A 24,978-nucleotide genomic window follows, 5' to 3' on the forward strand; every position below is an offset into this window, starting at 1 on the left:
CGACGTCATGTGGCGCAGCGTTCTGATCTGGGGTGTCGTGGCGTCGGGATTGGCTTTTCCCATCGCTGCCGCTGCGCTCAGCCCGCTGCTCGCCTGGCGTGAGCCTGTCTATATCATCGCAGGTTTTGCGGGCATTGTCGGTCTCGCGCTGCTGCTGATGCAGCCGCTTCTGGCCATGGGGTATCTGCCCGGCCTGGATCAGCGCCGCGGTCGGCGGGTGCACCGGTTTCTTGGTGCAGCACTGGTCTTGATGGTGATCGTCCACGTGGCGGGGCTGTGGCTGACCAGCCCGCCGGACGTGGTCGATGCCTTGTTGTTCGTTTCACCCACGCCATTTTCGGTCTGGGGCGTGATTGCGATGTGGATCGTTTTTGCGGTGGCGGCGCTGGCTGTCATGCGGCGCCCGTTGCGGTTGAGCCCGCGGATTTGGCGCCGCCTGCATCTTGGCGCGGCTGCCGTGATCGTGACGACCACAATTCTGCATGCCGTCTTGATCGAAGGCACTATGGAGCAGGTGTCAAAATACGGGCTGAGCGTGTTGGTCGCAACTGCGACGCTCGCCGCCGTGCTTGGCGTCAGACGACGCTGAGGGACTGCCGTTTGGTCTGCAAAGCACCGATTTCGATAAGATTTGACACAACAAGAAAGCGCTTGACCCCTGTGTGATCTCGGCGGTGTTAAGGTGTCCGTAAACTCTTTTGCCTACCCCTACGCGGAAAGATGACTGCAAATCCGACCCGATTTCCGGGCGGTCGGTAAGGTGTGCGAAGAGGAACGTGACGGTGGCAAATTTGAACAAACCGCGAAAGTCAAAGACCAACTTTTTGAACAACCTTCTCGTCAAGACATCCGTGATTGTGATCGTTTGCGTTGTGACGGTGGTCTCTGTCATCGCGATCCTGAACCGGAACATCAACGCGGAGTTGATGGCCGAAAACATGAGCCAGCGGGCCAGCGAAACCACCAACCTTCTGGCCATGCAGATGGGTGGCTCCATCAAGTTTGGGAACACCGCCGGTGTGGCGCAGATAGTTGATGGGGTAATCGCGTCTGCAAAACCGGACGCGATCGGTGCGCTCGTTCTCAGCGCCACCGGGACGGTCATGTACAATGAGGGCGATGAAGCATTCGATTCAGAGGCGGCCACTGCGCTTGCGGAGCGGGCCCTTGAGAGTGGTCAGCGGCTGTTGTCCGATGATGGGTTATCGGCGGCTGAGCCTGCAACTTTCGGAGACGCGGCCGAGATCGCCGGCATCGTTGTAACCTCTTGGAGCGATGCAAGCCTGCTTGCCGCTTTGGAGGCGCGTCAGACGCAGGCGCTTATCATGGGAATGGTTGTGATGGCCGTTGCCGTGCTGCTGTCGGGGATTTTCCTTCGGACACAGATGTCCCGGCCATTGATACGGCTGACCTCGACGATGAGTGAGATCGAGAACGCGAATTACAGCATTGACGTGCCCTACACGGGGCGCGGCGATGAGGTCGGACAGATGGCACGGCGGCTTGATACCTTCCGCGAAGCGCTTGGTGTTGCCAAAGAGGCGGAACGCGAGAGTGCTTTTAAAAGTGCGGCCTTTGTGGGGTCGACAGCGCCGATGATGATGGTGGACGAAAAGCTCCGGGTCATCTTTGTCAATCCGACCTGCGAAGCGTTGCTGCAGAAGATCAATGCCGACTTGCAAAAAAGCTGGCCAGACCTGGCCGACGGCACCGTTGAGGGCGCGGACCTGTCGAAATTTGCCGAGCTGACGGATGAAGCTGGTCGGGTTTTGGCGGAGGGCATGCGGGCGCTGCCGATCTCACACCAGTGCAAGATCGGTGACGCGCTGATCTCGATCAACATGAATGCTGCCCTCAACGAGGCGGGCGAGATGATTGGCGCGGTTATCGAATGGTCCGACGAAACCGACGCGGCGCGCAACGCTGCATTGCTCAACACCATCGACAATACCCAAATGCGCGTCGAGTTCGATGCGGATGGTCGCGTCGTCGCGACAAATGGCAATATGTCCGGTATCCTTCGAACCGCTGAAGAGGTGATCGAAGGTCGCTCCTTTGGCGACATCTTCACCAGCGATGTCGATGGCGAGATGAGCGAAGCAGACTTGTACAAGCGGGTGTTCACCTCTGAGATAGGCGCAGAAGCAATCGCAGGCCGCTTCAATGTGCAACGGACCTCGGGCGGCAGCGGTTTGGTGTTGGAAGGGAACTTTGCATCCGTGCCCGGCCTGGATGGTACTCTTGAGCGCGTTATCTTTCTAGGGACCGATGTGACGGACAATGCTGCCGCGCTGAAAGATGCCGAAGAAGAACGTCGCCGTGTTGCCGAGCAACAAAAGAGCGTTGTGAGTGCTTTGGGTGTGGCACTGCAGGATCTCGCGGATGGAGACCTGACCTGCGAGATTGATACTGCCTTTCCGACCGACTACGAAAAACTGCGCGCTGACTTCAATGCCGCGGTGCAATCGCTGCAGGAGGCGGTCGGCGCGGTCACGCAAAATGCGGATCAGATCCGCAATGAAACAGGCGAGATTACAAGTGCTGCTGATGACCTTTCGCGCCGCACCGAAAAACAGGCTGCAACGCTCGAGGAGACCGCGGCCGCTCTGGATGAGTTGACGAGCTCGGTCAAATCCGCCGCTGAGGGTGCGGACGAGGCCTCTGCCATGTCTGCCGAGGCGCAAGCCAACGCGGAGGAAGGCGGCGACATCGCACGCAAGGCCGTCGAGGCGATGGACGGTATCAAAACCTCCTCACAGGAGATTTCCAAGATCACCACCGTCATTGACGATATCGCCTTCCAAACCAATCTGCTGGCTCTCAACGCAGGTGTCGAAGCCGCGCGTGCTGGAGAAGCGGGACGCGGGTTTGCCGTGGTCGCAACCGAGGTGCGCGCGCTGGCTCAACGGTCGTCGGACGCTGCACGAGAGATCAATGCGCTGATTTCGAGCTCGGGCGAGCAGGTGGGAACAGGGGTGGAGCTGGTCGACAAGACAGGTCAGGCGCTTGCATCGATCGTCAATTCTGTGTCCGAGATCTCGAAGAGAGTATCGACCATAGCCGCTTCCTCTCGCGAGCAATCCACGGGGTTGAACGAGATCAATACAGCGGTCAATGAGCTCGACCATGTGACACAGCAAAATGCCGCCATGTTCGAAGAGACGACAGCTGCGAGCCATGCGCTGACAGCGGAAGCCGATGCGCTTGCTGCAGCCGTCGCCCGTTTCAAGCTGGACACATCGGGGGCCAGCCAGACCACAGCAACCGCCAAACCCGCCTCTGAAGCGTCGGTCACTGAGGACCCGAAAGTTGACCAGTCGCCTGCAGCGCCAGCACCGCGGGCAGCTACGCAGGGCAATGCGGCTCTGAAGGTCGAGGCCGACGACGCTCCAGATCTCGACGACGGATGGGACGAGTTCTAGGTGCCAGCACCCTCCTCCCAAGAGGCCTACTGTGAAGGTGGTGGATTAATCTAGAACAGCCGAGCGGGAATATTGCGAACCGAAGGGCAGTCTGCCGTTCCGCTAAAACCGTTGCCCATCTGCCTGACTGAGCGTCTGGCGATTAGCAAAGCGGTTCCTTTGTGGTCATTCAAAAAGTTGGCTTGAATGGCAGACGGCCCGATCGGGCAATCAAAGGCAGCCCGTAAAAAGGGGTGCTGACAACTCAGAGACAGAAGCGGATCGCGGGTGTTGATGTGACTAAGCCCGTCAAGCGTCGGCAGCGAACCTGCAAGATTGATTGCCTGTGAGCGGTTCGCAAGGGAAAGGCGAATGAAAAGGTGGGCAACGCACTTCAGCAACGCAAGGCAGAAGCACGATCAGCGCACCCGTTGAGCAGTGACTGCGGCGGAGCATTGGCTCTGACAGTATGCTTTACGCGTTGATTTCCAGCGGGCGCTATTCCAAAATCTTTTGATAAAAGACATAGCGCTCGCATGCCCGTCGTCTGTCAGCGACGCTAACGACTTTGCCATGCTTTGCGGATCCGGTCGGTCGCTGGTTACGACAGGGCCTCTGCTTCACCCTCCGCGCCCTTGCGGCTCTGGCCGCCGGAAAAACGCGCTTGCCATTCCTCGACCTGCGTATCCGTGATCTTTGCAAACAACACATCCGGCACCGTAAAAGGATGATCCGGGCCAAGCGTGTACAAGAATTCCTGAAGATCGGCAGGCCAAATCGGCTCCAATACGTTCAGGCTGGTCAGGATTTTCGCGCTTGCATCCGGTACGAACGGGGCCGAGATCACGGCGAAGAGATGTGCAAGATTGAGAGCAAAGCGGGTTTGCATCGCGGCCTGATCCGGATCGGATTTGATGCCTGTCCACGGCGCGACCGATTGCAGATATTCATTCCCGGTCACCCAGATTGCCCGCAATTCCTGTGCTGCCTTGCGCACCTCCATTGCCTCCATAAAGCGGGCATACCGGTCGAGCCGTTCGGAAAGGTCCGCCACAACCGCAGCCTCTTCAGCGCCCGTCTGCCCGCCAGAGGGCACGGCCTCGCCAAATTTTGACCGGCAGAACTTGGTGATCCGGCTGACGAAGTTCCCCAGGACGTCTGCAAGGTCCTTGTTCACGGACGCTTGGAAATTGTCCCAGGTGAACTCGGCGTCGCTGTTCTCGGGTGCGTGGCTCAGCAGCCACCACCGCCAGTAGTCTGCCGGCAACAGCTCCAGGGCCTGATCCATGAAGATGCCGCGCCCTTGAGAGGTCGAGAATTGACCGCCGTCATAGGTGAGATAGTTGAATGATTTCAGGTGATCGACCAGCTTCCATGGCTCGCCCGATCCGATGATCGTCGCCGGAAAACTCAAGGTGTGGAAGGGCACGTTATCTTTGCCCATGAACTGGGTATAGCGCACATCCTCCGCGCCCTTGTCGGTGCGCCACCAGCTCTGCCAGTCGGCCTCGGTCAGGCCGTTGGCTTCTGCCCATTCGGCAGCGCAGGCGATGTATTCGATGGGTGCGTCGAACCAGACGTAGAAAACCTTGCCTTCCATGCCGGGCCAATCCTCGGTGCCCTTGCGCACGGGGATGCCCCAGTCGAGATCGCGCGTAATCCCGCGGTCGCGCAGCCCATCCCCGTCATGCAGCCATTTTTTGGCGATGGAGGTGGTGAGCACCGGCCAGTCTGTCTTGCTGTCGATCCAGTCGTTCAGCGCGTCTTTCAAGGCGGATTGCCGCAGATAAAGATGCCGCGTCTCGCGGACCTCCAGATCCGTGGCACCCGACACCGCCGAGCGCGGATCTATCAGGTCGGTCGGCTCCAGCTGTTTGGTGCAGTTTTCGCATTGATCGCCGCGCGCCTTGTCATAGCCGCAGTTGGGGCACGTCCCTTCGATGTATCGATCAGGCAGGAACCGGCCATCGGCGATGGAGTACACCTGCCTTTCGGAGACTTCGCTGATCAGGTCATTCTCTGCCAGGCGCCCCGCGAAATGCTGCGTCAGTGCGTGGTTTTGCGGGCTGGAAGAGCGGCCGAAGTGATCAAACGAAAGCCGGAAGCGCCGCGCGATATCGGCTTGAACCTTGTGCATTTCGGCACAGTAGTCCGCCACCGGCTTGCCTGCCTTGGCTGCGGCCAGTTCCGCGGGCGTTCCATGTTCGTCGGTGGCGCAGAGAAACAGCACGTCATTGCCCCGGGCGCGCTGGTAGCGGGCAAAAAGATCGGCGGGCAGTTGGCTGCCGATGAGATTGCCCAAATGCTTGATCCCGTTGATATAGGGGATCGCAGAGGTGATGAGATGGCGCGCCATGCGGAAAGCCTCGTCCGGTCGGATTGATCGGCCCCGTCTAGCGCAGCTTCGGCCCCGCAGCCAAGGCGAAAGTGCCATGACACCTTGCTTCGCACTTCGGCCCGGATGGATACTGCCGCGTGGCGCGGCCCGCGCACCCGCCCCACCGGTGGCCCATATCGCTGCTCAGGCCGCGCGCTGGATCTCGGCGATGATGTCCAATCGAACCTCATCCTCGACCAGGTTGGGATACCCGGTCGCGCCGAAGGCACTGCGGCTCAGCGCGCCATTGAGCGCGATGGTCAACACCGACAGATCGTCGGGCGCCGTTCCGGGGGGACGGGTCAATTGCGCGGCCAGCGTCATGGGCAGCGTCACGCCACGAAGGGTCAGATCCCCATTGATTTCGGCGCCGTCAGAGAGACGTCCACCGGCGCCCAAGCTGATCTGCCGGGATCGGTAACGGGCGATGGGATGTTCGGCGGCATTCAGGACCGATTTGCCAAGCAAGGCACGGGTCACGAACAACATGCCGGTGCGGGCCTGCCGGATGTCCGCCGTCACGTCTGCGCTGGAGCGCGACAGCCGACGGGTGTCGACACGGATATCGGCAGTTTCCAGCGGGACGGTGCCGGTCTGGACCGTACCGCTCAGCGAAAAGGCAAATGAAATCTGCGCCCGGTCAGGCACCAACTGGTAGCGTTCTGCGGCGGCGTGGCTGCGGGTTGCGAGACTTGCAAGCCCTGCGGCGATCATCATGCGGCGGTTCAGCATCACGGATTTCACTCCTGCACGCAAAGGTTAATCCTCGATATAGCTCAACGACTTAGATTGCCAATGTTACAGCGCGCTTCGCGGTGGCGCAGGTTGTTCCCGGACAGGCAAATGACTTGCAGTCGGGCGCGCTGCGGCTAGGGTATCGGCGACTGACGCAAAGGACGGCAACGATGAAGATGAAAACGCTGGGACATAGTTCGATAGAGGTGTCGGATCTGTGTCTTGGGTCGATGACATGGGGTACCCAGAACGATGCCGATGAGGCGCACGACCAGATCGACCGCGCGCTGGATGCCGGGATCAATTTTGTCGACACCGCCGAAATGTACCCCGTGAACCCCGTCAGCGCCGAGACGATCGGGCGGACGGAACGGATCATCGGGATGTGGTTTGAGCGTGATATGCGCCGGGACGACGTGATCCTCGCCACGAAACACTCCGGCGAGGGGCTCGCCGCGGTGCGCGAGGGCGCGCCCATCTCTGCCGAAACGATCGCGGAGGCGGTAGAAGGCTCGCTGCGCAGGCTGAAGACCGATTACATTGATCTTTATCAGTTCCACTGGCCCAATCGTGGCAGCTACATGTTTCGGCAAAACTGGGATTTCGACCCCTCCGGGCAGTTGATGCTCGACACGATTGATCACATGGAAGAGGCCTTGGGCGCGCTGCAGAAGGAGGTCAAACGCGGTACGATCCGTACCTTCGGTCTCAGCAACGAAAGCGCCTGGGGCACGACGAAGTGGCAGGAAGTGGCCAGGCGCACCGGCGGACCCCAGGTGGCCTCGGTTCAGAACGAATATTCTCTGCTCTGCCGGTTGTTTGATACGGACATGGCTGAAGTGAGTCTGCAGGAGGATGTGCCGCTGCTCGCGTTTTCGCCTCTGGCCGCGGGGCTGTTGACGGGCAAGTATCAGGATGGCGCGGTACCAAAGCGGTCGCGCATGTCGCTGAACCCGGAAATGGGCGGGCGCAAAACGCCCCGGGCGTTCGAGGCGGTGGCGGCCTACCTCGACATAGCGCAGCGTCATGATCTCGACCCTGCGCAGATGGCACTGGCATGGTGCCGGACCCGGCCTTTCATGGGGTCGGTAATCTTCGGGGCGACGACCATGGATCAGCTGGAAAACTGCCTTGGCGCGGCGGAACTCACGCTGAGCGATGCCGTGATGGAGGAGATTGCAGCGGCGCATCGCGCGCATCCAATGCCTTACTAGGCGGGTACCCCACCGGTCTTTGCGTGGATTTTCCTTGCATCTTGAGACGCTTGGCCTGCATCCTTTGGCGGGCGGGCAAACAGATGTCCGCGCGCCAACCAAGGGAGCGTACCCATGCCACTGGCCATGTCGGGCGAGGTATTCATCACCTGCGCCATCACGGGGTCAGGCGCGACCGAGGACCGCAGCCCGCACGTGCCGCGCAGTCCTGAGCAGATCGCCCAAAGCGCCGTAGACGCGGCCAAGGCCGGGGCCGCCATCGTTCATTGCCACGTGCGCGATCCGGAAACGGGTGCGCCCGCCCGCGATCTGGATCTCTACCGGGAGGTGACGGACCGCATCCGCGCGGCGGATGTGGACGTGGTGCTGAACCTGACAGCGGGCATGGGCGGCGACATCACCTTTGGCGATGTGGAGAGTCCGCTGCCCGTGGTGCCGCAGGGCACCGACATGATCGGGGCCAGCGCGCGGGTCGCCCATATCGCCGCCTGCCTGCCCGAGATCTGCACTCTGGATTGTGGCACGATGAATTTCGCGGAGGCGGACTACGTGATGACGAACACGCCCGGGATGCTGGCGGCGATGGGGCGGCAGATGACGGCTCTGGGCGTGAAGCCGGAGATAGAGGCCTTTGACACCGGGCACTTGTGGCACGCGAAAAGGCTGGTGGAAGAGGGCGTGCTGGAGGCGCCAGCGCTGGTGCAGCTTTGTATGGGCGTGCCCTGGGGCGCCCCCAATGACCTGAGTACCTTTATGGCCATGGTGAACAATATCCCGCCCGACTGGACGTTTTCCGCCTTTTCACTGGGACGTGCCCAGATGCCCTATGTGGCGGCCGCGGTGCTGGCGGGCGGTCATGTGCGGGTGGGGCTGGAGGATAACTTGTGGCTGGAGAAAGGCGTGCTGGCACAGAACTGGCAGCTGGTCGACCGGGCCCGCGGGATCATCGAGGGCATGGGCGCGCGGATCATGGGGCCCGACCGGGTACGTGCGCTGCTGGGCCTGACAAAACGGGCGCCCGCGGGATGAGCGATCAGGGCCGTTCAAACGTCGGTTTTGCCGTCGGTATCGCGTCGGTCTTACGTCGGTATGACGTCGGTGCGCCGCGCGCGCTGCGTTGGGGTTTTCTTTACGCGGGTCTCGCGCTGCTGCTCGCCTGTGCACCGCCACCGCAGAGCTTTCGCGACGGCGCCGTGCCGATCACGGCGAGCACGCGGTTTACGCCCGAAGCCATTGCGGGCGACTGGCACGTGATCGCCGCCTACGCCAGCCCGCTCTGGCCCGGCTGTGCGGATCAGCTTTGGCAGATTGACAGCGCAGCGACGGAGGCGCGGCTGATGGTGCGCTGCGGCGGGCGGGTCCGGCTGGACGCACCGCTGGAGGTGGATGCGCGCGGCGTGATGCAGGTGCGGTCAGGCGCGCTCGACCGGCCCGCGCGGGCGCTGTGGGTGATGTGGCTGGCCGAAGACCGGCGGACTGCGGTCATCGGCACCCCGGGCGGCGAGATGGGGTGGATCGTCAACCGCGCGCCCCGCCTTGCGCCCGACCGGGCGACCGCAGCCCGCGCGATCATGGCGTTCAACGGGTATGACATTGCCCGCCTGCCGGGCGCGGAACCCGGATCGTGAGCGGCACGGTTGCCATCATCGGCGGCGGCGTCATCGGGGGCGGCTGGGCGGCGCGGTTCCTGCTGAACGGCTGGGACGTACGGGTCCATGATCCCGGACCGGAGGCCGCGAGCCGGATCGAGGCGGTGATCTCCAACGCCCGGCGCGCGCTGCCAGGCTTGCTCGACGTGGCGCTGCCCGAGGAAGGGACGCTGCATTTCTGCGACACGCTGGCAGCGGCGGTCGCCGGTGCCGGCTGGATACAGGAGAGCGTGCCGGAGGATCTGGCGCTGAAACAAGCCACGCTGGCGGAGATCCAGGCAAGCTGTGATCCCGGTGCGATCATCGGCTCGTCGACATCGGGGTTCCGGCCATCGCAGCTGCAACAGGAGGTGCCGCGACCGGGACAGATCCTCGTCTGTCATCCTTTCAACCCGGTCTACCTGCTGCCGCTGGTCGAGGTTGTCGGCACGGATGCCAACGCCGGCGACTTTCTGGCGCGGGCACAGCAATGCCTGACTGGTCTGGGGATGCACCCTCTGCATCTGCGCCAGGAGATCGACGCGCATCTGGCCGACCGGCTGCTGGAGGCGGTCTGGCGTGAGGCGCTGTGGCTGGTCCGGGACGGTATCGCCACCACCGGTGAGATCGACGACGCGATCCGCTATGGCTTTGGCCTGCGATGGGCGCAGATGGGCCTGTTCGAGACCTACCGCATCGCGGGCGGGGAGGCGGGCATGGCGCATTTCATCGCCCAGTTCGGCCCGGCGCTGCAGTGGCCGTGGTCGCGGTTGACCGACGTGCCGGAACTGACGCCGGATCTGGTGGCCAGGATCGCCGAGCAATCGGACGCGCAGTCCGGCGCGCAGGATGTGGCCGCGCTGGAGCGGATCCGGGACAGCAATCTCGTGGCCATGCTGCGCGCGCTCAAAGGGCAGGGCTGGGGGGCGGGGCAGTTGCTGGCGGCACATGAAGACACCCTGCGCGCGGGCACGGACCTGGGTCAGAGCGCGGGGGAGGTGGCCGATCCGGCCCAGCCGGTGCTGACCCTGCGCCGGGTCGTGCCGCTCGACTGGGCGGATTACAACGGCCACATGACGGAGGCGAAATACCTGCAGGCCTTTGGCGATGCGACCGACCGCTTCATGGAGATGATCGGCTGCGATGCGGCCTATATCGCGGCGGGTGGCAGTTTCTTTACCGCCGAAACCCATATCCGGCATCTCGACGAGGTACATACCGGCACGCTGATCGAGGTGCGCACGCGGGTGCTGCAGGGCGGCGGCAAGAAAATGCATCTGTGGCACGAGATGCGCGCGGGCGCGCGGCTGCTGGCAACGGGGGAGCATTTCCTGCTGCACGTGAGCCTTGAGACCCGGCGCGCCTGTGAGGCCAGCCCCGAGATTGACGCAGCACTGCGCCGCTTTGCCCGGGCGCAGGCAGACCTGCCGCGGCCCGAGGGGGCCGGGCGCGGCATCGGCGCGCCGCGGTGAGTGACACGCTTCCGGCCTTGTGGGTCATCATGGCTTTTGCGGCTGCCGGGTTCCAGACCGTGCGGTTCATGCTGCAAAAGCTGCTGGCCGGGCAGACGCTGTCACCGACGGGGGCGACATTCGCGCGGTTTTTCTATTCTGCACCGCTGATTGTCGTGCTGCTGGCGGGGTTTCTGGTGCATCTGGACGCGCCGTTTCCGACGGTCAGCCACGCGTTCTGGGCGCAGGCGTTGACCGGGGCGGTGGCGCAGGTGGTGGCGACGGTCTGCGTGGTCACCGTCTTTACCCTGCGCAATTTCGTGGTGGGTGTGGCGCTGATGAAGACCGAAGTGGTGCTGTCGGTCGTGGTGGGGCTGATCCTGTTGGGGGAGGGGGTCAGCTGGCCTGCCTTTGGCGCCATTGGTCTGGGCGTGCTGGGGGTGCAGCTTTTGTCGGTGCCACCGGGCGTGGTCGGCTGGCATCTGCCGTGGAACCGCGCGACCGGTCTGGGGCTGGCGTCCGGCGTGTTGTTCGCGGTGTCGGCGGTTTGCTACCGGGGTGCGTCGCTGCAGATCGGCTCGGATGATCCGGTGCTGCGCGCAGGTGTCACGCTGGCGGTGGTGACCAGCGCCCAGATGACCGGCATGGCGCTGTGGTTGTGGCGGCGCGATCCAGGCCAGATTGCGGCGGTGTGGCGGGCGCGGCGCGTGGCGTTTTGGCTGGGGCTTTTGTCCATGGCGGGATCGTTCAGCTGGTTTCTGGCCTTCACGCTGCAGACGGCGGCCTATGTAAAGGCTGTGGGGCAGGTGGAGCTGGTGATGGGGCTCATGGCCTCGGTGCTGTTTTTTCGCGAGCGTCCCGATGCCCGCGAGATTGGCGGGATGGCGGTGCTGTGCCTGTCCATCGTGTTGCTGCTGCTGCTGATCTGAGCGGCTCAGTCCACCAATGGCTGGCCGCGCAGGCGCAGAAAGAGGCTTTCCTCGTCGTTGTTCTTGAAGAAGGGCACGCTGTCGGGCGGAGATCTGCGGGTGACACGCGCGTCGATCTCGCTGAGGACGACTTCGGTGATAAAGGGCATGTCGAACTGCCGGGCTTGGGCCAGCGGAACCCATTGCAGATGCGACAGCTCATCGCTGGCGGCGGAGAAGTCATCGGGGTCGCTGGCCAGCGCCTCCGCATCGACGAGAAAGAAGCGCGCGTCAAAGCGGCGGGGCCGGCCGGGCGGGGTGAGAGCCCGAAAGACGAACTGCATGCCGGCCGCCGCGGGGGCGTGACCGGTGGCGGCAAAATCGGCCCAATCAGCGGGAGGCGCGGCTGGCCAGGGTGCAGGCTGGCCCAGGATCTGGCCCGTCTCCTCCCACAGTTCGCGGATCGCGGCGACGGCCAGCGCATGAGAGATGTCACTCGCGGCATCCTCCGCCAGACGCCCGGCGCACAAAGACGGCAGGGGGCTTGCCAGTGTCACGTCAGCGTCGCCCGCGTCGACCGCGCCGCCGGGAAAGACGAACTTGTTGGGCATGAAAGCCGCTCGCGCGCCCCGCTGCCCCATGAGGATGTGCGGATCGCCGTCGCGGTCGCGCAGTACGATCACGGTGGCGGCGTCGCGAATGCGGGATTTGTCAGGAGGGTGCGAGGGGATCATCCCCCTAGCCATAACGCAGCCGGGCCACGCGGGAAAGAGCGCCGTGTCTCAATGATCGGGGTCAAAGCCGCCCATGCCGCGCGCCCATTGATAGCCCACAATCGCCCCCTTCAGCCGTGGCAGCAGGTAGAGCGACAGGCCCACGCAGCCCACCGCGAAGATTGTGAAGAGTGTGAGCGGCTCGGGCCGCCAGGTGACAAAGGCAAAATGCAGCAGGGGCGCCATCAGATGCCCGACAAAAAGGATCGTCAGATAGGCGGGTCCATCGTCGGCACGGTGGTGATGCAGATCCTCCCGGCAGACGGAGCAGCGATCGTTCACCTTCAGATAACTGCGCAGCAACGGCCCGCTGCCGCAATTGGGGCATTTGCGCCGCCAGCCGCGCAGCATCGCGCGCTTCAGATCGCGGTCTTGGCAGGAGGCGTCCGCCGGGCGGTCGCGCGCCTCCAGTTGATCGGCCGAATGTGTCATGGCGTCCTCATAGATCTGTCTCCCTACTGCGCCTTTCCGGGGCAAGATGAAAGCATCCTGCGTGTCGCTGCGTCGGGATGTCGCGAAGTCTTGCGCATTTTTTCGACGGAAATATGGCGCTCCGCCGTTCAAGCCTTGTCCGCACCGAAAACAGGGCGGGCAGAACGACCGATTAACAAGGAGACGAGCATATGACATCCCTTACTTTTAAACGCGCCATCATCGCCGCGGCCCTCGCGCTGACTGCTGTGGCCGCATTGGCCGAGGCGCGCGGTGGCGCGGCCTCATTCGATACATTGGACACGGATGGCAACGGGGAGATTTCGGCGGCCGAGATGCAAAACCGCCACGCCGCGCAATTGGCTTCACTCGACACGGATGGCGACGGGTTTCTCACCGAAGCCGAGCTGGCCGCCGCCGCCCGGGAGCGCGCGCCGGAGCGGGCCGCCCGCATGATGGAGCGTCTGGACGCGGACGGAGACGGTCGCCTGACCGCGGCGGAACTGAGCGGACCCGACCGCGCCATGCGCAGGTTTGAACGGGTGGACAGCGACGGCGATGGTAGCCTCAGCCGCGATGAGTTCGAGGCGCTGGACACGCGCGGCAAGCGCCGGCAGCGTGACCGGGATTGAGAACACCGGTACCGGCGCGGCCCGTCTTGATCGGCGGGCCGCGGTCTTTTATCGCTTTACGGGATGGCCATGGCGCGCGACGCAGATCACAGCCGCTCTGATGATGCGCTCTTGCGGCTCTACGCGGCGGGCGATCCCGCGGCGGCGCGCGCGCTTTCGGGCCGGTTGTTGCCGCGGGTTTATGCACAGGCCCTGCGCCTGCTGTCCGACCCGGCGGAGGCAGAGGATGTGGCCCAGGAGGCAATGATGCGGTTGTGGCGGATAGCACCCAAGTGGCGGCCGGGCGAGGCGGCGGTCAGCACGTGGCTCTACCGGGTGACGGCGAACCTCTGTGTGGACCGGCTGCGCAAACGCCGCACCGTCGGGCTGGGCGAGGTTGCGGAGCCGGTGGATCCTGCGCCCTCGGCTGCCGCGCGGCTCCAGGGTGCTGCGCGGCAGGCGGCGTTGCAGGATGCGCTGGACCGCTTGCCCGTCCGGCAGCGGCAGGCGGTGGTGCTGCGGCACATCGAAGGGCTCGGCACCGGTGAGATTGCCGAGATCATGCAGATCGGCGCGCGCGCAGCCGAGAGCCTGACGGCCCGGGGGAAACGGGCTCTGACGGATCTCCTTGCCGGGCGGCGCGCAGAATTGGGGTACGATGATGACCGATCCGACTGAGGACGAAGACGAGGCCCTGTTTCAGGCCGCCATGACCGCCGCGCGGGACGCGCCCCCGGTCGTGCCAGCCGCTTTGATGGCGCGGGTGCTTGGCGATGCCGCGGCCCAGCAGCCGAGACGGTGGCGGCTGTCGGCCCTCATCGGCGGGTGGCAGGGGCTCGGTGGTCTGGTGGCGGCCACATGCGCGGGGCTCTGGATCGGGTGGAGCGCGCCCGAAGGGCTGCCCGACCCTGTGGTGCTGATGGGGGGGGACGCGATGGCGGGCTCCGTTGCTGCGTTCAGCAGCTTTGGCTGGGATATGGAGGAGGGCTGAGCGATGGCGAGATCGTCTGACGGCCGGGGTGGCATGCCGCGGTGGGTGAAACTGCTGTTGGGGGTATCGCTGGCACTGAACCTCGCGGTGGCGGGGATTGTCGCGGGCGCCATGCTGCGCGACGGCGGGGACCGGCGCGGCGGGCCGCGGCTCGGCGCTTTCGGTGGCTATGCAGCACCCTATATCATGGCGCTGCCGCCCGAGACGCGCCGTGCCGTGCTGCAGACCATGCGGGGTCGCGGGGCTGCTGGCGACGGTGCGATGCCGGATCGCACGGCCCGGCGGGCGTTCTATGCCGATGTGATCACAGCACTGGAGGCGCAGCCCTTTGACAGGGCGGCTCTGACCGCCGCATTGGCGCGACAGGCGCGGGGCGCGGTGGCAGTTCAGCAGGTCGGGCAGGCGGCCTGGCTGGAGGTTGTGACGGATATGAACGATGCGGACCGCGCGGAGTACGCACTGGCGGTGGAAGAAGTATTGGCGCGGGGGGCGAAGCGGCACAGGTAAGGCCGTTTTGACGTGAGCCTCGACCGGTTTCAGCTGCCATCTGGTTCGAAGCCGTCGTCTCCTCCTTCGGAGGCGGTCTGGGCAGCTTATTAGGGTCGGAGCCGTCCGGATCTGGTGCCATCAGGGGCGGCATTGTTCTGCGGTTTGAGCATATCGCAGGGGAAAGGTCAGCTACGGGCAGGCGTGCCCTGTCGGTTGCGCTGCTACGGTCTGAGTGCGTGGCACAGGTATCCTATAGGGCGCGGCCAGTCTCGGAGCATGGCTCGTTTTTCTGTCGTAGAGCCTGCTTCGGACTTTGGCGGCTCGGGTATTTTGCAAAGCTGCCCCGGCCACCGCAAGCGCTTGCCTGTCGACCGGGGTATCGTCGGCTCGGCAGACATCGTGCCCACCACATTCCGTGTGACATGTCCTGACCGGTATGGCTGCGCAAACGGTGCCGTGGCGCGCACTAGACGGCGGTGAGCGCCTCCGCGCGGGGGCGCACCTCGCTCAGTGGCGGATCAGCTTTGGGCTGTGACCGATGGTGCGGGAATGGGGCTGGTCTCGGCCAAAACGGGAGAAGAAGGGAAGGGGACAGCGCCACCTGGAGACTTTGGTGCGCGATTGGCTCTGTGACCGGTGTCGGTTCCCGTCCGCATAAAATGGAGCAGGCTTTTTCGATGGATCGGAGCCTGGCGTCAGATCTGCAAGCAGACCTTCCATCCTCTTCAAGACAACCGGCCTCGCAAAAACGCAGGCCGCTGCCAAAACAACTTTTGGAAAAGAGTGCCTTGGGAGCCGGCTGGGACGCGGGCGGATGTCGCAGATCAGGTTGTCGCCGCTGAGACCACTGCCTTTAGGCCTATGCTCCAGCCGAGCAGGGGCCGTTGATCATCACTGAGGAGCCCGCGATCCGTCGCGGTGCTGGCCTTGCCCTTCTCGTCGGGGCTGTGTTGGTAGACCGTTGTGGAGCACCCGTCAGGTGGTAACTTGATCGCCAGTGCGGCCCCATGACGGTGTCAGGCAGCGCCGGTTTACAAGCTGACCGCAAAGGCGCGCCTCTTTCCCATCCCATGGACAAGACCTCCGTCCGGTAGGTTCTGCCTTTAGGACAGCTGGGCGATACTGCGCCCGAAAGCCATGTGCCGGTGCTGCGCAGTACCGCGTTGCTTCCGAAGCCGCGCGGAGCCTGTGGACCGCGCCGTCAGGCGGCGGGTCGGCTCAGGTTGATCTGGTTGCGGCCCTGCATTTTGGCGGCGTAGAGCGCCTTGTCCGCGGCGTCGAGCAACAGGTTGGCATCCGGTGCCACGGCGGGCTGGTGGCTGGCGCGGATGCCGCCGATGGTCACCCCGATGGAGACGGTCACGTCAATCGGCGCGTCCGCTCCCGGCACGGCAAAGCCGCGGCCGCCAATCTTGCGGCACAGCCGGCTTGCGGCCACACGCGCCTCGGACAGCGGGGTTGCGGGCATCACGATCAGGAATTCCTCCCCCCCGATCCGCGCGAGCAGATCCACGCCGCGCAGGTTGTCGCGCAACCGGCGCGCGGTTTCCACGAGCACCGCGTCACCGGAGGCGTGGCCGTAGACGTCGTTGATCCGCTTGAAATGATCGAGATCGGCAACCATGACCGCAAAGCTGCGGCCCGTGGCGGCGGAATGCTCTGCCACACGGGCCAGATGGGGCATCGCATAGCGCCGGTTGTGCAGGCCGGTGAGCGGGTCAGAGACCGCCGCCTTGAGCCCGGTGCGCACGGTGGCGCGCAGCTGATCCGCGATGTGCTTGCGCCGCAGCATCGCCTTGATCCTCAGCGTCAGCTCGGCCACTTCGAACCCGTCGGTCATCAGATCATCGGCCCCAAGATCGAGCGCATAGGCCCCGAGACCCGGATCAGGGCGCGACTGCAGCACCAGAATGCCCGCGTGCCGAGTGATGGCCGTGGCGCGGATGGCGGCCAGCAGGCGCAGCACGTCAGAGGTATTCGTGTCGTTCTCCGCCAAGGTGAGGATAAAGACATCCGGCACCTTGCCGGGCGACAGATCCCTCAGGGCCGTCTCCGGCGCGGTAAAGCTCAGGCTGGTGCGCAGATGGCCGCGCAGCTGCGAGATCCAGTTATGCGCCACGTTGGGATCGGCACCGACCAGCACCGCGCGGCCGGGAGGGCCGAAATCAATCCGATCTTCCGCAAATCCCAAAGCTCTCGAGGTATCATCGCGCATTTGCCATTCCGCCGCCTGATTGTGGGCGCGGATGAGACTGCGAACGCGCGCCAGAAGAAGAGTATCGTCGAGAGGTTTGAGCATCACATCCTGCACGCCCGCCTCCAGTGCCTTGAGCCGGGTGTCGGAATGTGGCCTGCAGCCGACCACCATCATCGGGATTGCCCGGGTTTGCGGGCTGCGGTTCAGCCGCCTGCACAGCTCTGCCGCGTCACAATCGGGCAGCGCCATCGCGGAGATGATGAGATCAGGATCATGTCGCAGTGCCGCGACGCAGGCCTCATCTGCCGTTGCCGCCTGCACAACCTCGTAAAAGGCGGAGGCGAGTTTGACTTTCAAAACGATGCGATTGGTCGAGATCGCATCAACGATGAGTATTTTTCCCTGCACGCGGACCGGGTCCTTCCAAGGGTTGATTTGAGTAGATCGACATTGACCCCAATTTGGTTAACAAAGGGTTTCGTGCAGCGTGCAAAATGCCGGAGGGGGCTCGTGTATACGCAAGAATCCGCTGAGCTGGTGGCGCTGAGACTGCTGGGATGGCTGGCCGCTAACGACACGCTTTTGCCCGTGTTTCTCGGGGCGACGGGCGCATCGGAGGCGGACCTGCGCGCCGGTGCGGCAGACCCGGTGTTTTTGGGATCCGTGCTGGATTTCATGATGATGAATGACGACTGGATCGTGGAGAGCTGCGATTCGCTCGGGCTCGACTACGCGGCGCCCATGCAGGCGCGTCAGGCACTGCCTGGCGGGGCAGAGGTCAACTGGACATGACCGCCATCCGCGCGGTGCTCTTTGACAAGGACGGCACGCTGTTCGACTTTGGCGCGACGTGGGAAAGCTGGGCGCAGGGATTTCTGATGCGGCTGGCGCGCGATCCGCAAGAGGCAGCGGAACTTGGCGCGCGCATCGGCTTTGATCTGGCCGCCCGGCGGTTCGCCCCCGACAGCATTGCCATCGCGGGCACACCGGGAGAGGTCGCCGACGCGCTCTTGCCGCATCTGGACGGATGGTCGCGGCCCGGGCTCATCGGGCTGATCAATACCGAAGCCGAAACCGCGCCGCAGGTCGAGGTGGTGCCGTTGGTGCCTTATCTTGAAGCGTTGCGCGCCAGAGGGCTGCGTCTGGGCGTGGCGACCAACGATGCCGAAGCGCCCGCCCGGGTGCATCTGGCCTCCGCCGGTGCGGACGGGCTGTTCGATTTCATTGCCGGATTTGACAGCGGTCACGGGGCAAAGCCCGGGCCGGGGCAGCTTCTGGCGTTTGCGCGCGCGATGGGCGTGCCGCCCGAGGCGGTCTTGATGGTTGGGGACAGCACGCACGATCTGATGGCGGCACAGGCAGCTGGCATGCCAAGTGTCGGTGTGCTGACAGGACTGGCGGCGCAGTCGGATCTGGCGCCGCTGGCGGATGTGGTGCTGAGGGACATCGGCGCGTTGCCGGGCTGGCTTGCCGCGCGCGCAGCTTAGGCGCGGAGTGGCATCTGGCCCGCATCGGCCCGGATCTGACGGCGCCGAGCGGCGTTCTCGGTCCTTACCGGAGACAAACGCTTTGATGAGCGGGTGGCCGTTGGTTCTTTCTTAACCGATCTTTGCAAAACTAGAGACCGGTTTAGGCGAGGCAGCCATGCATGGTCTTGTAAACAAGGCAATTCAGTCGTTTGTGATCGATAACTACGGGGCCACCCAGTGGTCCGCCGTGGTGCGCGTGGCGCATCCCGGTTGTACGGAGTTCGAGGCGATGTGGACCTACGAGGACGCCATCACGCCGCGGCTGCTGGAGGCATCCAGCGACGTGCTGGACCGACCCTATCCCGAGTTGATGGAGGATATTGGCGCTTATCTCGTGTCGCACCCCAACCTTGAGCCGCTCAGGCGGTTGATGCGCTTTGGCGGGATGGATTTCGAAGATTTCCTCTACTCACTTGATGATCTGCCGGATCGGGCGCGGCTCGCGGTTGCCGATCTGGAACTGCCGCGGCTCGATCTGCGCGAGCTGGGGGAGGGGCGCTATGTGCTGAGCTGTGAGGGCAAGATCGATGGCAGCGGTCATCTGTTTCTCGGTCTGCTGCGGGCCATGGCCGATGATTACGGCGCGCTGGTGACGCTCGACCATCAGGGGGTGCAGAACGGGGTCGAGCAGGTATCCATCACCCTGTTGGAGGCTGCCTTTGCAGAAGGCCGTGAGTTCGAGCTTGGGGTACGGGCCTGATGGATGCTCAGACCCCCTTGCGGGACATGCTGGATGTGCTCTGCCCGATGAACGTCATCGTGGACGCGGACGGTGCCATCTGCAATGTGGGGCCGACGGCACTGCGGATCTTCGGCGGGTACTCTCCTGTTAAGAAAAGCTTTTTTGATGTCTTTGAGGTCGCGCGTCCGCGGGACATCACCTGCACCCAAAGCCTGCGTGCGGCGGCGGGGCGCAAGCTTCACCTGCATCTGCACGCGTCGCAAAAACGCGCGCTGAAAGCTGTCGCCGTGCCCGGGCCGGGACCGGATGAGATCACGGTGAACCTCTCTTTTGGGATTTCGGTCATTGATGCCGTGCGTGCCCATGCGTTGACCGCCGCTGATTTTGCGCCCACGGATCTTGCCATTGAAATGCTCTATCTGATGGAGGCGAAATCCGCGGCGATGGAGGCCTCCCGCGGGTTGAGCCGCCGCTTGCAGAGCGCGCGGGCGCAGGCCGAGCAGCAGGCCCTGACCGACACTCTGACCGGGCTGAGCAATCGCCGCGGCCTCGATGCCATGTTGGCCGAAATGCTGGCGGAAGGCGAGGAGTTCGCGCTGATGCACGTCGACCTCGACTACTTCAAGGCGGTGAACGACACGCTGGGCCACGCGGCCGGAGACTTCGTTCTTCAACGGGTGGCTGAGATCCTGCGCAGCGAAGTGCGCAGTCATGACACCGTTGCGCGGACCGGTGGCGATGAATTCGTGTTATTGCTCCGCCAGGTGGCGGAGCCGCCGATCCTCGATCAGATTGCACTGCGCATGATCGAGCGGCTGACACAGCCGATCCCTTTTGAGGGCGAGGATTGCCAGATATCGGCCAGCGCAGGCACGACCTTGACGAGCTACTACGAGGTGGCCGACGCCGAACGGATGATTACCGACGCTGATCTGGCGCTTTATGCCTCCAAGAACGCGGGCCGGGCGCGACATACCTTCTACACCGAAGACCTGCGCGCCCGGATGGTGGAGCGTCGGGGTGCCGGGGCGGGCAACGACGGTGCCGCTTCCTCCGCGCCTGAGGTTCAGGGCGATGTGGCCTGAGACGCAGGATCTGCTGTTTTCCTAAACTGACGGCGGTCTTAGAAGGTCCCTTTTGCGTGCGTCGCAGCAGCCAGCCGGATTCCGGGAGCGGGCGGCACCCACCGCTGAGCCGAGGTGAGAACACGCCGCGGGTTGAACGATCCGTGCTGTAAGAACCGTTGCAGAACCTTGAAATATTGGCGCTAGGCCGACGGTGCTGCCTTCTCTAACGGCAAAACCTGTAGCACCCTAGATATGGAAATCAGCGGGTCCCGACCCGAGAAGGAGGCGTCGAAGATCCTGCGCGATGCGGCCCATGCGGGCAGAGGCATCTGCTCATTCCCGCCAGATCTGGGATGATGCGATCTGATACCGCAAACGCGGTATGGCGCGGATGCTGTCCGGTGTGTCAGTGACGAAAGCTGCCGTCCGGTCTGAGAGCTCCGCCTCAGGCTGTTCGATGAACCGCCTCCACCATCATGTAACTCCCGCGGTCAACAGACCCGGGTTGCCAGTGCGACGTGGCTCAAGCTCACTCCCCTCTGTCTCAGGACATCCTGCAGGAAAGCGGCGCAAATCAGACGGATTCGATGACAGAATCTGCACGGGTGCTCTCTGCCATGCTCTAACCTTTTGAAATACATTGCGTCTTCGACCATAGGGTCGCCTCTAGGCTGAAAGACGGTGAGAGACGCTGGGTCTTCTCCAGGCACCTCTGCGGTGTTCGCAATCACGCGATGCGAAGGTCCGGCGGATATGTGTCAGGTCGAGAGGAAAGCCCCCTCAGATGACGCCGCCCGTTTGCCGGCGCAGGCGGTTTCTTTGACAAGGCACTGCTCAAAAGCCCACGGAAACGCGCCCCCGGGCGCTATTCGAACCTGCCGATCAGGGACCAGTAAAAGGCCGCCAGTTTGCGGGACGGTCTGACCGGCGTCAGATAGGTTTCATAAGCGTCCAGCAGGATGCTGTCTGGCTGCAGAACCTGTGCCGAAATTTCTTCCCGAAAACGGGTCAGCGCGGCGCGGGCGGGGGCATCCAGCCCATCCTGACGGGTGAAAATCGTGTAGCGTTCGTCGCGATAGGTGGTGTCTGACAGGTCGTACCGGCAGTCGGGCCGCGCTTCGAGATTTTTGCGCACGATTTCCAGATCACCGATGTAGTAGATGATCTCCCCCTCGCACAGCGCGCGCGCAAGATCCACGTGGCTGTCTTTGGTCAGGACCACGTCAGCGGTCGTTTCCTCACAGTCGACGGTGGCGCGTTGATCGCTGGTGCCGGGCTCGATGGCGCTGAGCAGCAAGTCCCGCCAACGCGGCACCTCACCTGATTCTGCCACGGCCCGGATCCCGTCATGGCTGGCGGTGGTGTTGTCGGCAATGCCTGCCACCGACTGACACAACACTCCTTTCGGCACCTCGGCGGCAGTCGCAAATCCGATGCCGGAAAGGTACACCGGCACGGTGGGCATTTGATGCCGAAGCCGCCCGGCGGTGATGGAGGCAGGATCGCAAAGCACATGCCAATCGGCCTGCTGATCGCCGAAGCGGTTGGCGGTGTTGACCTCGATCAGCTCGATCTGCACATCTGTATCCCGCAGGACTTCGTTGAAAGCCGCATCGCAGATCTGGACCACATAACCGCGATAGCCAGCCTTGTAGAGCGGGCCGCGCACGGCGCGATCGGCATTGGTGCGGTCATTGGCGGGCGCGCGGTAGGAGAAGGGGGCCGCGTCCGCGCGCACGCCGACCGTCAGCACAGTACGCTCCTGCGCGGCGCTGGTCAGGGGGAGCATCATCGCAGCGGCGCAGGTGAACAGGGCCTTATTGATCCACGTTCGCACCGGTTTGCGGTACCGCTTTGAGTGGCTGGCGCCTGTAGGCGGGGCCTTTTCAGCGGTGCTCGGGCTGTCGGTTGGCTCAGGTGGCATCGGTCATTTGTCCTTCCGCAGTTTCCACGATCGCCGCAAAACACAGCAGGAACGTCAGGCTGATGACGCCAAAGATCGCCCCGTCGCGCAGCGCTTCGCGAAAGCTGTGACCGGGATCGGCGATCAGGCACATCAGCAGCACGATGCTTGCCACGCAGGTACCCACCACAGCGATCAGACAGGTCTGTGCCGCGGGCAGGTTGTCATGCTGATCGGCCACCAGCAGGACCGTGGCTGCGACAAAGATCATCGCGCCGCCGTACATGAAAGCCTCTGCCAGCGCGTTGCTCAGGCTGCTGATCGCTGTGCTCCACAACTGTATGTAGCCGTTCTGGACCAGTGCCACCACAAAATCCGGTACCGACAGCACGAAGGAGGCGGCGAGCACGCCCATTAGCGCCCCGGCCAGCGACAGCTGGACAAGCCGGCTATAGGGCAGGTTCTGGAATGTGTAACTGCGGTAGCGACCCTCGCACAGCCGCGCGCCGCGGATGGCGTGGATCGTCATGGAGACCGCGATAAAGATGATCACCGATTGCGCGGCGAGGATGATCGCCTTGCGCGCACGGTAGGCATATTCGTCCTGTGGCAGCCCAAAGAGCGACGTGTTGTCGAGCGCGCTCTTGAACCAGATCTCGATGGCAAAACCCGCGAGCAGCGCCGAGAAAAAGAGCGCCACCGCCCCTGCGATCAGGCCGTTGAACACAAAGTCGCGCGGTTTCTTGTTGAGCGCATCAATGAGGAAAGCCGTCGGCGGGTGGCTGATCGGCGGCCGTACGTGTGGATCCTTGAAGTAGAGCACCGCAAAGAGCACCTGCAGGTTGCGCTTTTCCTCCTCGATCCGGTTGAGCAAGGCGGATTTCTCCATGGTGCCGCTTGCGATCTCGGCGTCGAGCGCGCGGATGTTCTCGGCCTGCTTGTCGAGAAGCGGCGAGAGCGCGTTGATGTCCTCCTGCGCGAACACGCTGTTGCGCAGCGGTGTGACGACAGGCTCTGCGATGGCGTCGATGTCGCGCAGACCCTTCACGATGTAGCGGTCCTCCTGTGCGGCATCCTCGGCGCCAGCCTGCGGATGATGGGCCAGAAAGGCGCGCGTGCGTGCCAGATGCGGGCGGAAGGACGGATCGGACAGGTCAAGACGGTTCAGGCGCGTGACTGTCCTGAAGATGCCACTGGGGATCCCCGCCAGCCTGTGGGCGATAGCGCGCAGCACCCGCTCGATCTTGGAGGCCCACCCGGTGGAGAGCAGCGTGATCAGCGCGAGCGTAATGTAGATCGGGCGCGCGACACCTTCGCGGTCCAGAAAGATGGTGTCGACGGCTTCGAAAGGCAGATCCCCCTGGGCGCCGTTCTTTTCGCCACCGAGTACGACCATATCGCCCAGCTGGACGCAGGTCAGCAGCAAGGCGTAAACGAGCAGGTAGAGCACCATGTAGAACAGGTAGCCGCGCAGCAGCACCCGCCGGGCGGCGAGGTCTTCAAGCTCGATATTGTCGAGGATCCGAAAGGCGCTTTTGTTGTTGAGCCTGATCGGGGAGGAGAACTGACGGTGTGCTTCAATCAACAGGATGAAAGCACCAATCGTGCACATCACGAAATAGGCGACGGTATCGCTCATAATCATAAACCAAATCCAATAAGGACCGGGATGCGGATAGCACCTGGCCCAGATACGTTAAAAAATCAGTCGCAGCGTCTGACCTGAGGATCGCAAGCAACCAGTTGTAAACCGGTCTGATCCGAGCCGTGCAGGGCAAAAGAGGTAAAAATAGCTGTGCCGGTAATGACGGCAGCGAGAGTCATAGTTGTCAAAAAATGCATGAAACCCCCATTCCACGAAATTAAATAATGTTTGACGATAACCGAATTTTTGAAAAATTTCAACTCCCGGCTGTGTCGCGGTCGTGATGTCGATGCTAGTTGGCCGTAGTGATTTGTTTTTACATCTATTTTTCCTGCGGCCGACGAGGGCTTTGCAAAGTTATATCAACCTATTTGCAAAGTCCTGTGGGCAATTTGCAAACTTTCCTCCACCTATTTGCAAAGTTCTGCGAGAGGGTGGACCAGATCGGTGTCGTCGACCACTTCCATGTCAGGAAGTTGGATGGCTTGCCTGAAGCGCATCGCCAAGATCCGGCGCTGAAAAGGGTGACCGGGTGATGTCTTTTGTGATCCGCGCGTCCCATCCAGAAAAGAGACCACGGCAGCGCGACACGACACGCCGGATAAGGCTTCGGTGATTTCACCAGTAATGCGCCGGGATGTGTGAGGCTCTAAAATACGGTTCAAACGTAAATGCAGTGTCAGCATCCCGGGACAGCATTTCGTCGGAAGGAGGCATTCCCATAAAAGAAACCCCGGGCAGCAAAGCGCCAACGCCATGACATCGGTTTGTAGAAATTGCGTTATATCACTAATTTTTCGGGGCTTTACGGTCACACCCAGTGCGCCAGTTGCTCGAGCGCATTTGGCGAGGCGGGCGTCGCGCCTTTTGACGATCACGGTTCCGACACAAGAGGGTTTTCAAAGTCGTATCTTGGATCAATGGCCATCGCAGGCGCGTTTCTCG

The 24,978-nt window shown here is 63.2% G+C and carries 24 protein-coding genes; 15 read left to right on the forward strand and 9 right to left on the reverse strand.

Annotated elements, in window-relative coordinates:
- The first annotated feature begins 7 nt into the window (after positions 1-7).
- On the forward strand, positions 8-589 hold the full coding sequence (locus tag Q1A53_RS09750) for a ferric reductase-like transmembrane domain-containing protein (RefSeq protein ID WP_299965693.1): 582 nt from the start codon (positions 8-10) through the stop codon (positions 587-589).
- Positions 590-824: 235 nt separating this feature from the next.
- Positions 825-3,422: a methyl-accepting chemotaxis protein gene (locus Q1A53_RS09755; RefSeq protein ID WP_299965695.1), complete on the forward strand. Its 2,598-nt coding sequence runs from the start codon at positions 825-827 to the stop codon at positions 3,420-3,422.
- 580 nt (positions 3,423-4,002) lie between these two features.
- On the opposite strand, the gene metG is transcribed toward Q1A53_RS09755, so the two are convergent.
- A complete protein-coding gene (gene metG, locus Q1A53_RS09760) occupies positions 4,003-5,757 on the reverse strand; it encodes a methionine--tRNA ligase (protein ID WP_299965697.1) in 1,755 nt (584 codons plus the stop codon).
- Positions 5,758-5,922: 165 nt separating this feature from the next.
- Positions 5,923-6,510, reverse strand: a complete 588-nt coding sequence (locus Q1A53_RS09765; RefSeq protein ID WP_299966075.1) for a YceI family protein — start codon at positions 6,508-6,510, stop codon at positions 5,923-5,925.
- Positions 6,511-6,683: 173 nt separating this feature from the next.
- Here Q1A53_RS09765 and Q1A53_RS09770 point away from each other — a divergent pair, with 173 nt between their 5' ends.
- From Q1A53_RS09770 to Q1A53_RS09790, 5 genes are all read left to right on the forward strand, one after another.
- Complete coding sequence (locus tag Q1A53_RS09770) at positions 6,684-7,727, forward strand: aldo/keto reductase (RefSeq protein WP_299965699.1); 1,044 nt, start codon at positions 6,684-6,686, stop codon at positions 7,725-7,727.
- A 114-nt stretch (positions 7,728-7,841) separates the two neighbouring features.
- The gene (locus tag Q1A53_RS09775) at positions 7,842-8,756 is read left to right on the forward strand and encodes a 3-keto-5-aminohexanoate cleavage protein (protein ID WP_299965701.1); all 915 of its coding nucleotides are present in this window, start codon (positions 7,842-7,844) and stop codon (positions 8,754-8,756) included.
- On the forward strand, positions 8,753-9,355 hold the full coding sequence (locus Q1A53_RS09780) for a lipocalin family protein (RefSeq protein WP_299965704.1): 603 nt from the start codon (positions 8,753-8,755) through the stop codon (positions 9,353-9,355). The genes Q1A53_RS09775 and Q1A53_RS09780 overlap by 4 nt, the downstream gene beginning before the upstream one ends.
- On the forward strand, positions 9,352-10,827 hold the full coding sequence (locus Q1A53_RS09785) for a carnitine 3-dehydrogenase (RefSeq protein ID WP_299965707.1): 1,476 nt from the start codon (positions 9,352-9,354) through the stop codon (positions 10,825-10,827). The genes Q1A53_RS09780 and Q1A53_RS09785 overlap by 4 nt, the downstream gene beginning before the upstream one ends.
- Positions 10,824-11,735, forward strand: coding sequence for a DMT family transporter (locus Q1A53_RS09790; protein WP_299965710.1), 912 nt, complete (start codon positions 10,824-10,826; stop codon positions 11,733-11,735). Before Q1A53_RS09785 ends, Q1A53_RS09790 begins: the two co-directional genes overlap by 4 nt.
- 5 nt (positions 11,736-11,740) lie before the next feature.
- On the opposite strand, the gene Q1A53_RS09795 is transcribed toward Q1A53_RS09790, so the two are convergent.
- Both Q1A53_RS09795 and Q1A53_RS09800 read right to left on the reverse strand, forming a co-directional pair.
- Entirely contained in the window at positions 11,741-12,448 is a 708-nt protein-coding gene (locus Q1A53_RS09795; protein WP_299965712.1) for an NUDIX hydrolase, read from the reverse strand.
- 48 nt (positions 12,449-12,496) lie between these two features.
- Positions 12,497-12,838, reverse strand: a complete 342-nt coding sequence (locus Q1A53_RS09800; RefSeq protein ID WP_299966078.1) for a DUF983 domain-containing protein — start codon at positions 12,836-12,838, stop codon at positions 12,497-12,499.
- Between the two features lie 272 nt (positions 12,839-13,110).
- On the opposite strand from Q1A53_RS09800, the gene Q1A53_RS09805 reads away from it, so the two are divergent.
- The 4 genes from Q1A53_RS09805 to Q1A53_RS09820 all read left to right on the forward strand — a co-directional run bounded on the left by Q1A53_RS09805 (position 13,111) and on the right by Q1A53_RS09820 (position 15,028).
- Entirely contained in the window at positions 13,111-13,551 is a 441-nt protein-coding gene (locus tag Q1A53_RS09805; protein WP_299965716.1) for a calcium-binding protein, read from the forward strand.
- A 69-nt stretch (positions 13,552-13,620) separates the two neighbouring features.
- A complete protein-coding gene (locus Q1A53_RS09810) occupies positions 13,621-14,208 on the forward strand; it encodes an RNA polymerase sigma factor (protein ID WP_299965719.1) in 588 nt (195 codons plus the stop codon).
- Positions 14,192-14,521, forward strand: coding sequence for a hypothetical protein (locus Q1A53_RS09815; RefSeq protein ID WP_299965721.1), 330 nt, complete (start codon positions 14,192-14,194; stop codon positions 14,519-14,521). The genes Q1A53_RS09810 and Q1A53_RS09815 overlap by 17 nt, the downstream gene beginning before the upstream one ends.
- Before the next feature lie 3 nt (positions 14,522-14,524).
- Positions 14,525-15,028, forward strand: a complete 504-nt coding sequence (locus tag Q1A53_RS09820; protein ID WP_299965723.1) for a periplasmic heavy metal sensor — start codon at positions 14,525-14,527, stop codon at positions 15,026-15,028.
- A 1,183-nt stretch (positions 15,029-16,211) separates the two neighbouring features.
- Here Q1A53_RS09820 and Q1A53_RS09825 read toward each other — a convergent pair.
- Positions 16,212-17,615, reverse strand: coding sequence for a diguanylate cyclase (locus Q1A53_RS09825; protein WP_299965725.1), 1,404 nt, complete (start codon positions 17,613-17,615; stop codon positions 16,212-16,214).
- Between the two features lie 102 nt (positions 17,616-17,717).
- On the opposite strand from Q1A53_RS09825, the gene Q1A53_RS09830 reads away from it, so the two are divergent.
- The 4 genes from Q1A53_RS09830 to Q1A53_RS09845 all read left to right on the forward strand — a co-directional run bounded on the left by Q1A53_RS09830 (position 17,718) and on the right by Q1A53_RS09845 (position 20,503).
- Positions 17,718-17,999, forward strand: coding sequence for a DUF3572 domain-containing protein (locus Q1A53_RS09830; protein ID WP_299965727.1), 282 nt, complete (start codon positions 17,718-17,720; stop codon positions 17,997-17,999).
- Complete coding sequence (locus Q1A53_RS09835) at positions 17,996-18,694, forward strand: HAD family hydrolase (RefSeq protein WP_299965729.1); 699 nt, start codon at positions 17,996-17,998, stop codon at positions 18,692-18,694. Before Q1A53_RS09830 ends, Q1A53_RS09835 begins: the two co-directional genes overlap by 4 nt.
- A 157-nt stretch (positions 18,695-18,851) precedes the next feature.
- On the forward strand, positions 18,852-19,436 hold the full coding sequence (locus Q1A53_RS09840; protein ID WP_299965731.1) for a heme NO-binding domain-containing protein: 585 nt from the start codon (positions 18,852-18,854) through the stop codon (positions 19,434-19,436).
- On the forward strand, positions 19,436-20,503 hold the full coding sequence (locus tag Q1A53_RS09845; protein ID WP_299965733.1) for a GGDEF domain-containing protein: 1,068 nt from the start codon (positions 19,436-19,438) through the stop codon (positions 20,501-20,503). Before Q1A53_RS09840 ends, Q1A53_RS09845 begins: the two co-directional genes overlap by 1 nt.
- Positions 20,504-21,350: 847 nt before the next feature.
- Here the strand turns inward: Q1A53_RS09845 and Q1A53_RS09850 are convergent.
- From Q1A53_RS09850 to Q1A53_RS09865, 4 genes are all read right to left on the reverse strand, one after another.
- Entirely contained in the window at positions 21,351-22,277 is a 927-nt protein-coding gene (locus Q1A53_RS09850) for a hypothetical protein (RefSeq protein WP_299965735.1), read from the reverse strand.
- Between the two features lie 121 nt (positions 22,278-22,398).
- The gene (locus Q1A53_RS09855; protein ID WP_299965737.1) at positions 22,399-24,027 is read right to left on the reverse strand and encodes a hypothetical protein; all 1,629 of its coding nucleotides are present in this window, start codon (positions 24,025-24,027) and stop codon (positions 22,399-22,401) included.
- Positions 24,028-24,092: 65 nt separating this feature from the next.
- Positions 24,093-24,293 carry a hypothetical protein gene (locus Q1A53_RS09860; RefSeq protein WP_299965739.1) on the reverse strand — a complete coding sequence of 67 codons (201 nt, stop codon included), beginning with the start codon at positions 24,291-24,293 and terminating at the stop codon, positions 24,093-24,095.
- Between the two features lie 150 nt (positions 24,294-24,443).
- Positions 24,444-24,911: a hypothetical protein gene (locus Q1A53_RS09865; RefSeq protein WP_299965741.1), complete on the reverse strand. Its 468-nt coding sequence runs from the start codon at positions 24,909-24,911 to the stop codon at positions 24,444-24,446.
- Positions 24,912-24,978: the final 67 nt, after the last annotated feature.

The sequence above is a fragment of the uncultured Roseobacter sp. genome (assembly GCF_947496515.1).
GTDB lineage: Bacteria > Pseudomonadota > Alphaproteobacteria > Rhodobacterales > Rhodobacteraceae > Roseobacter.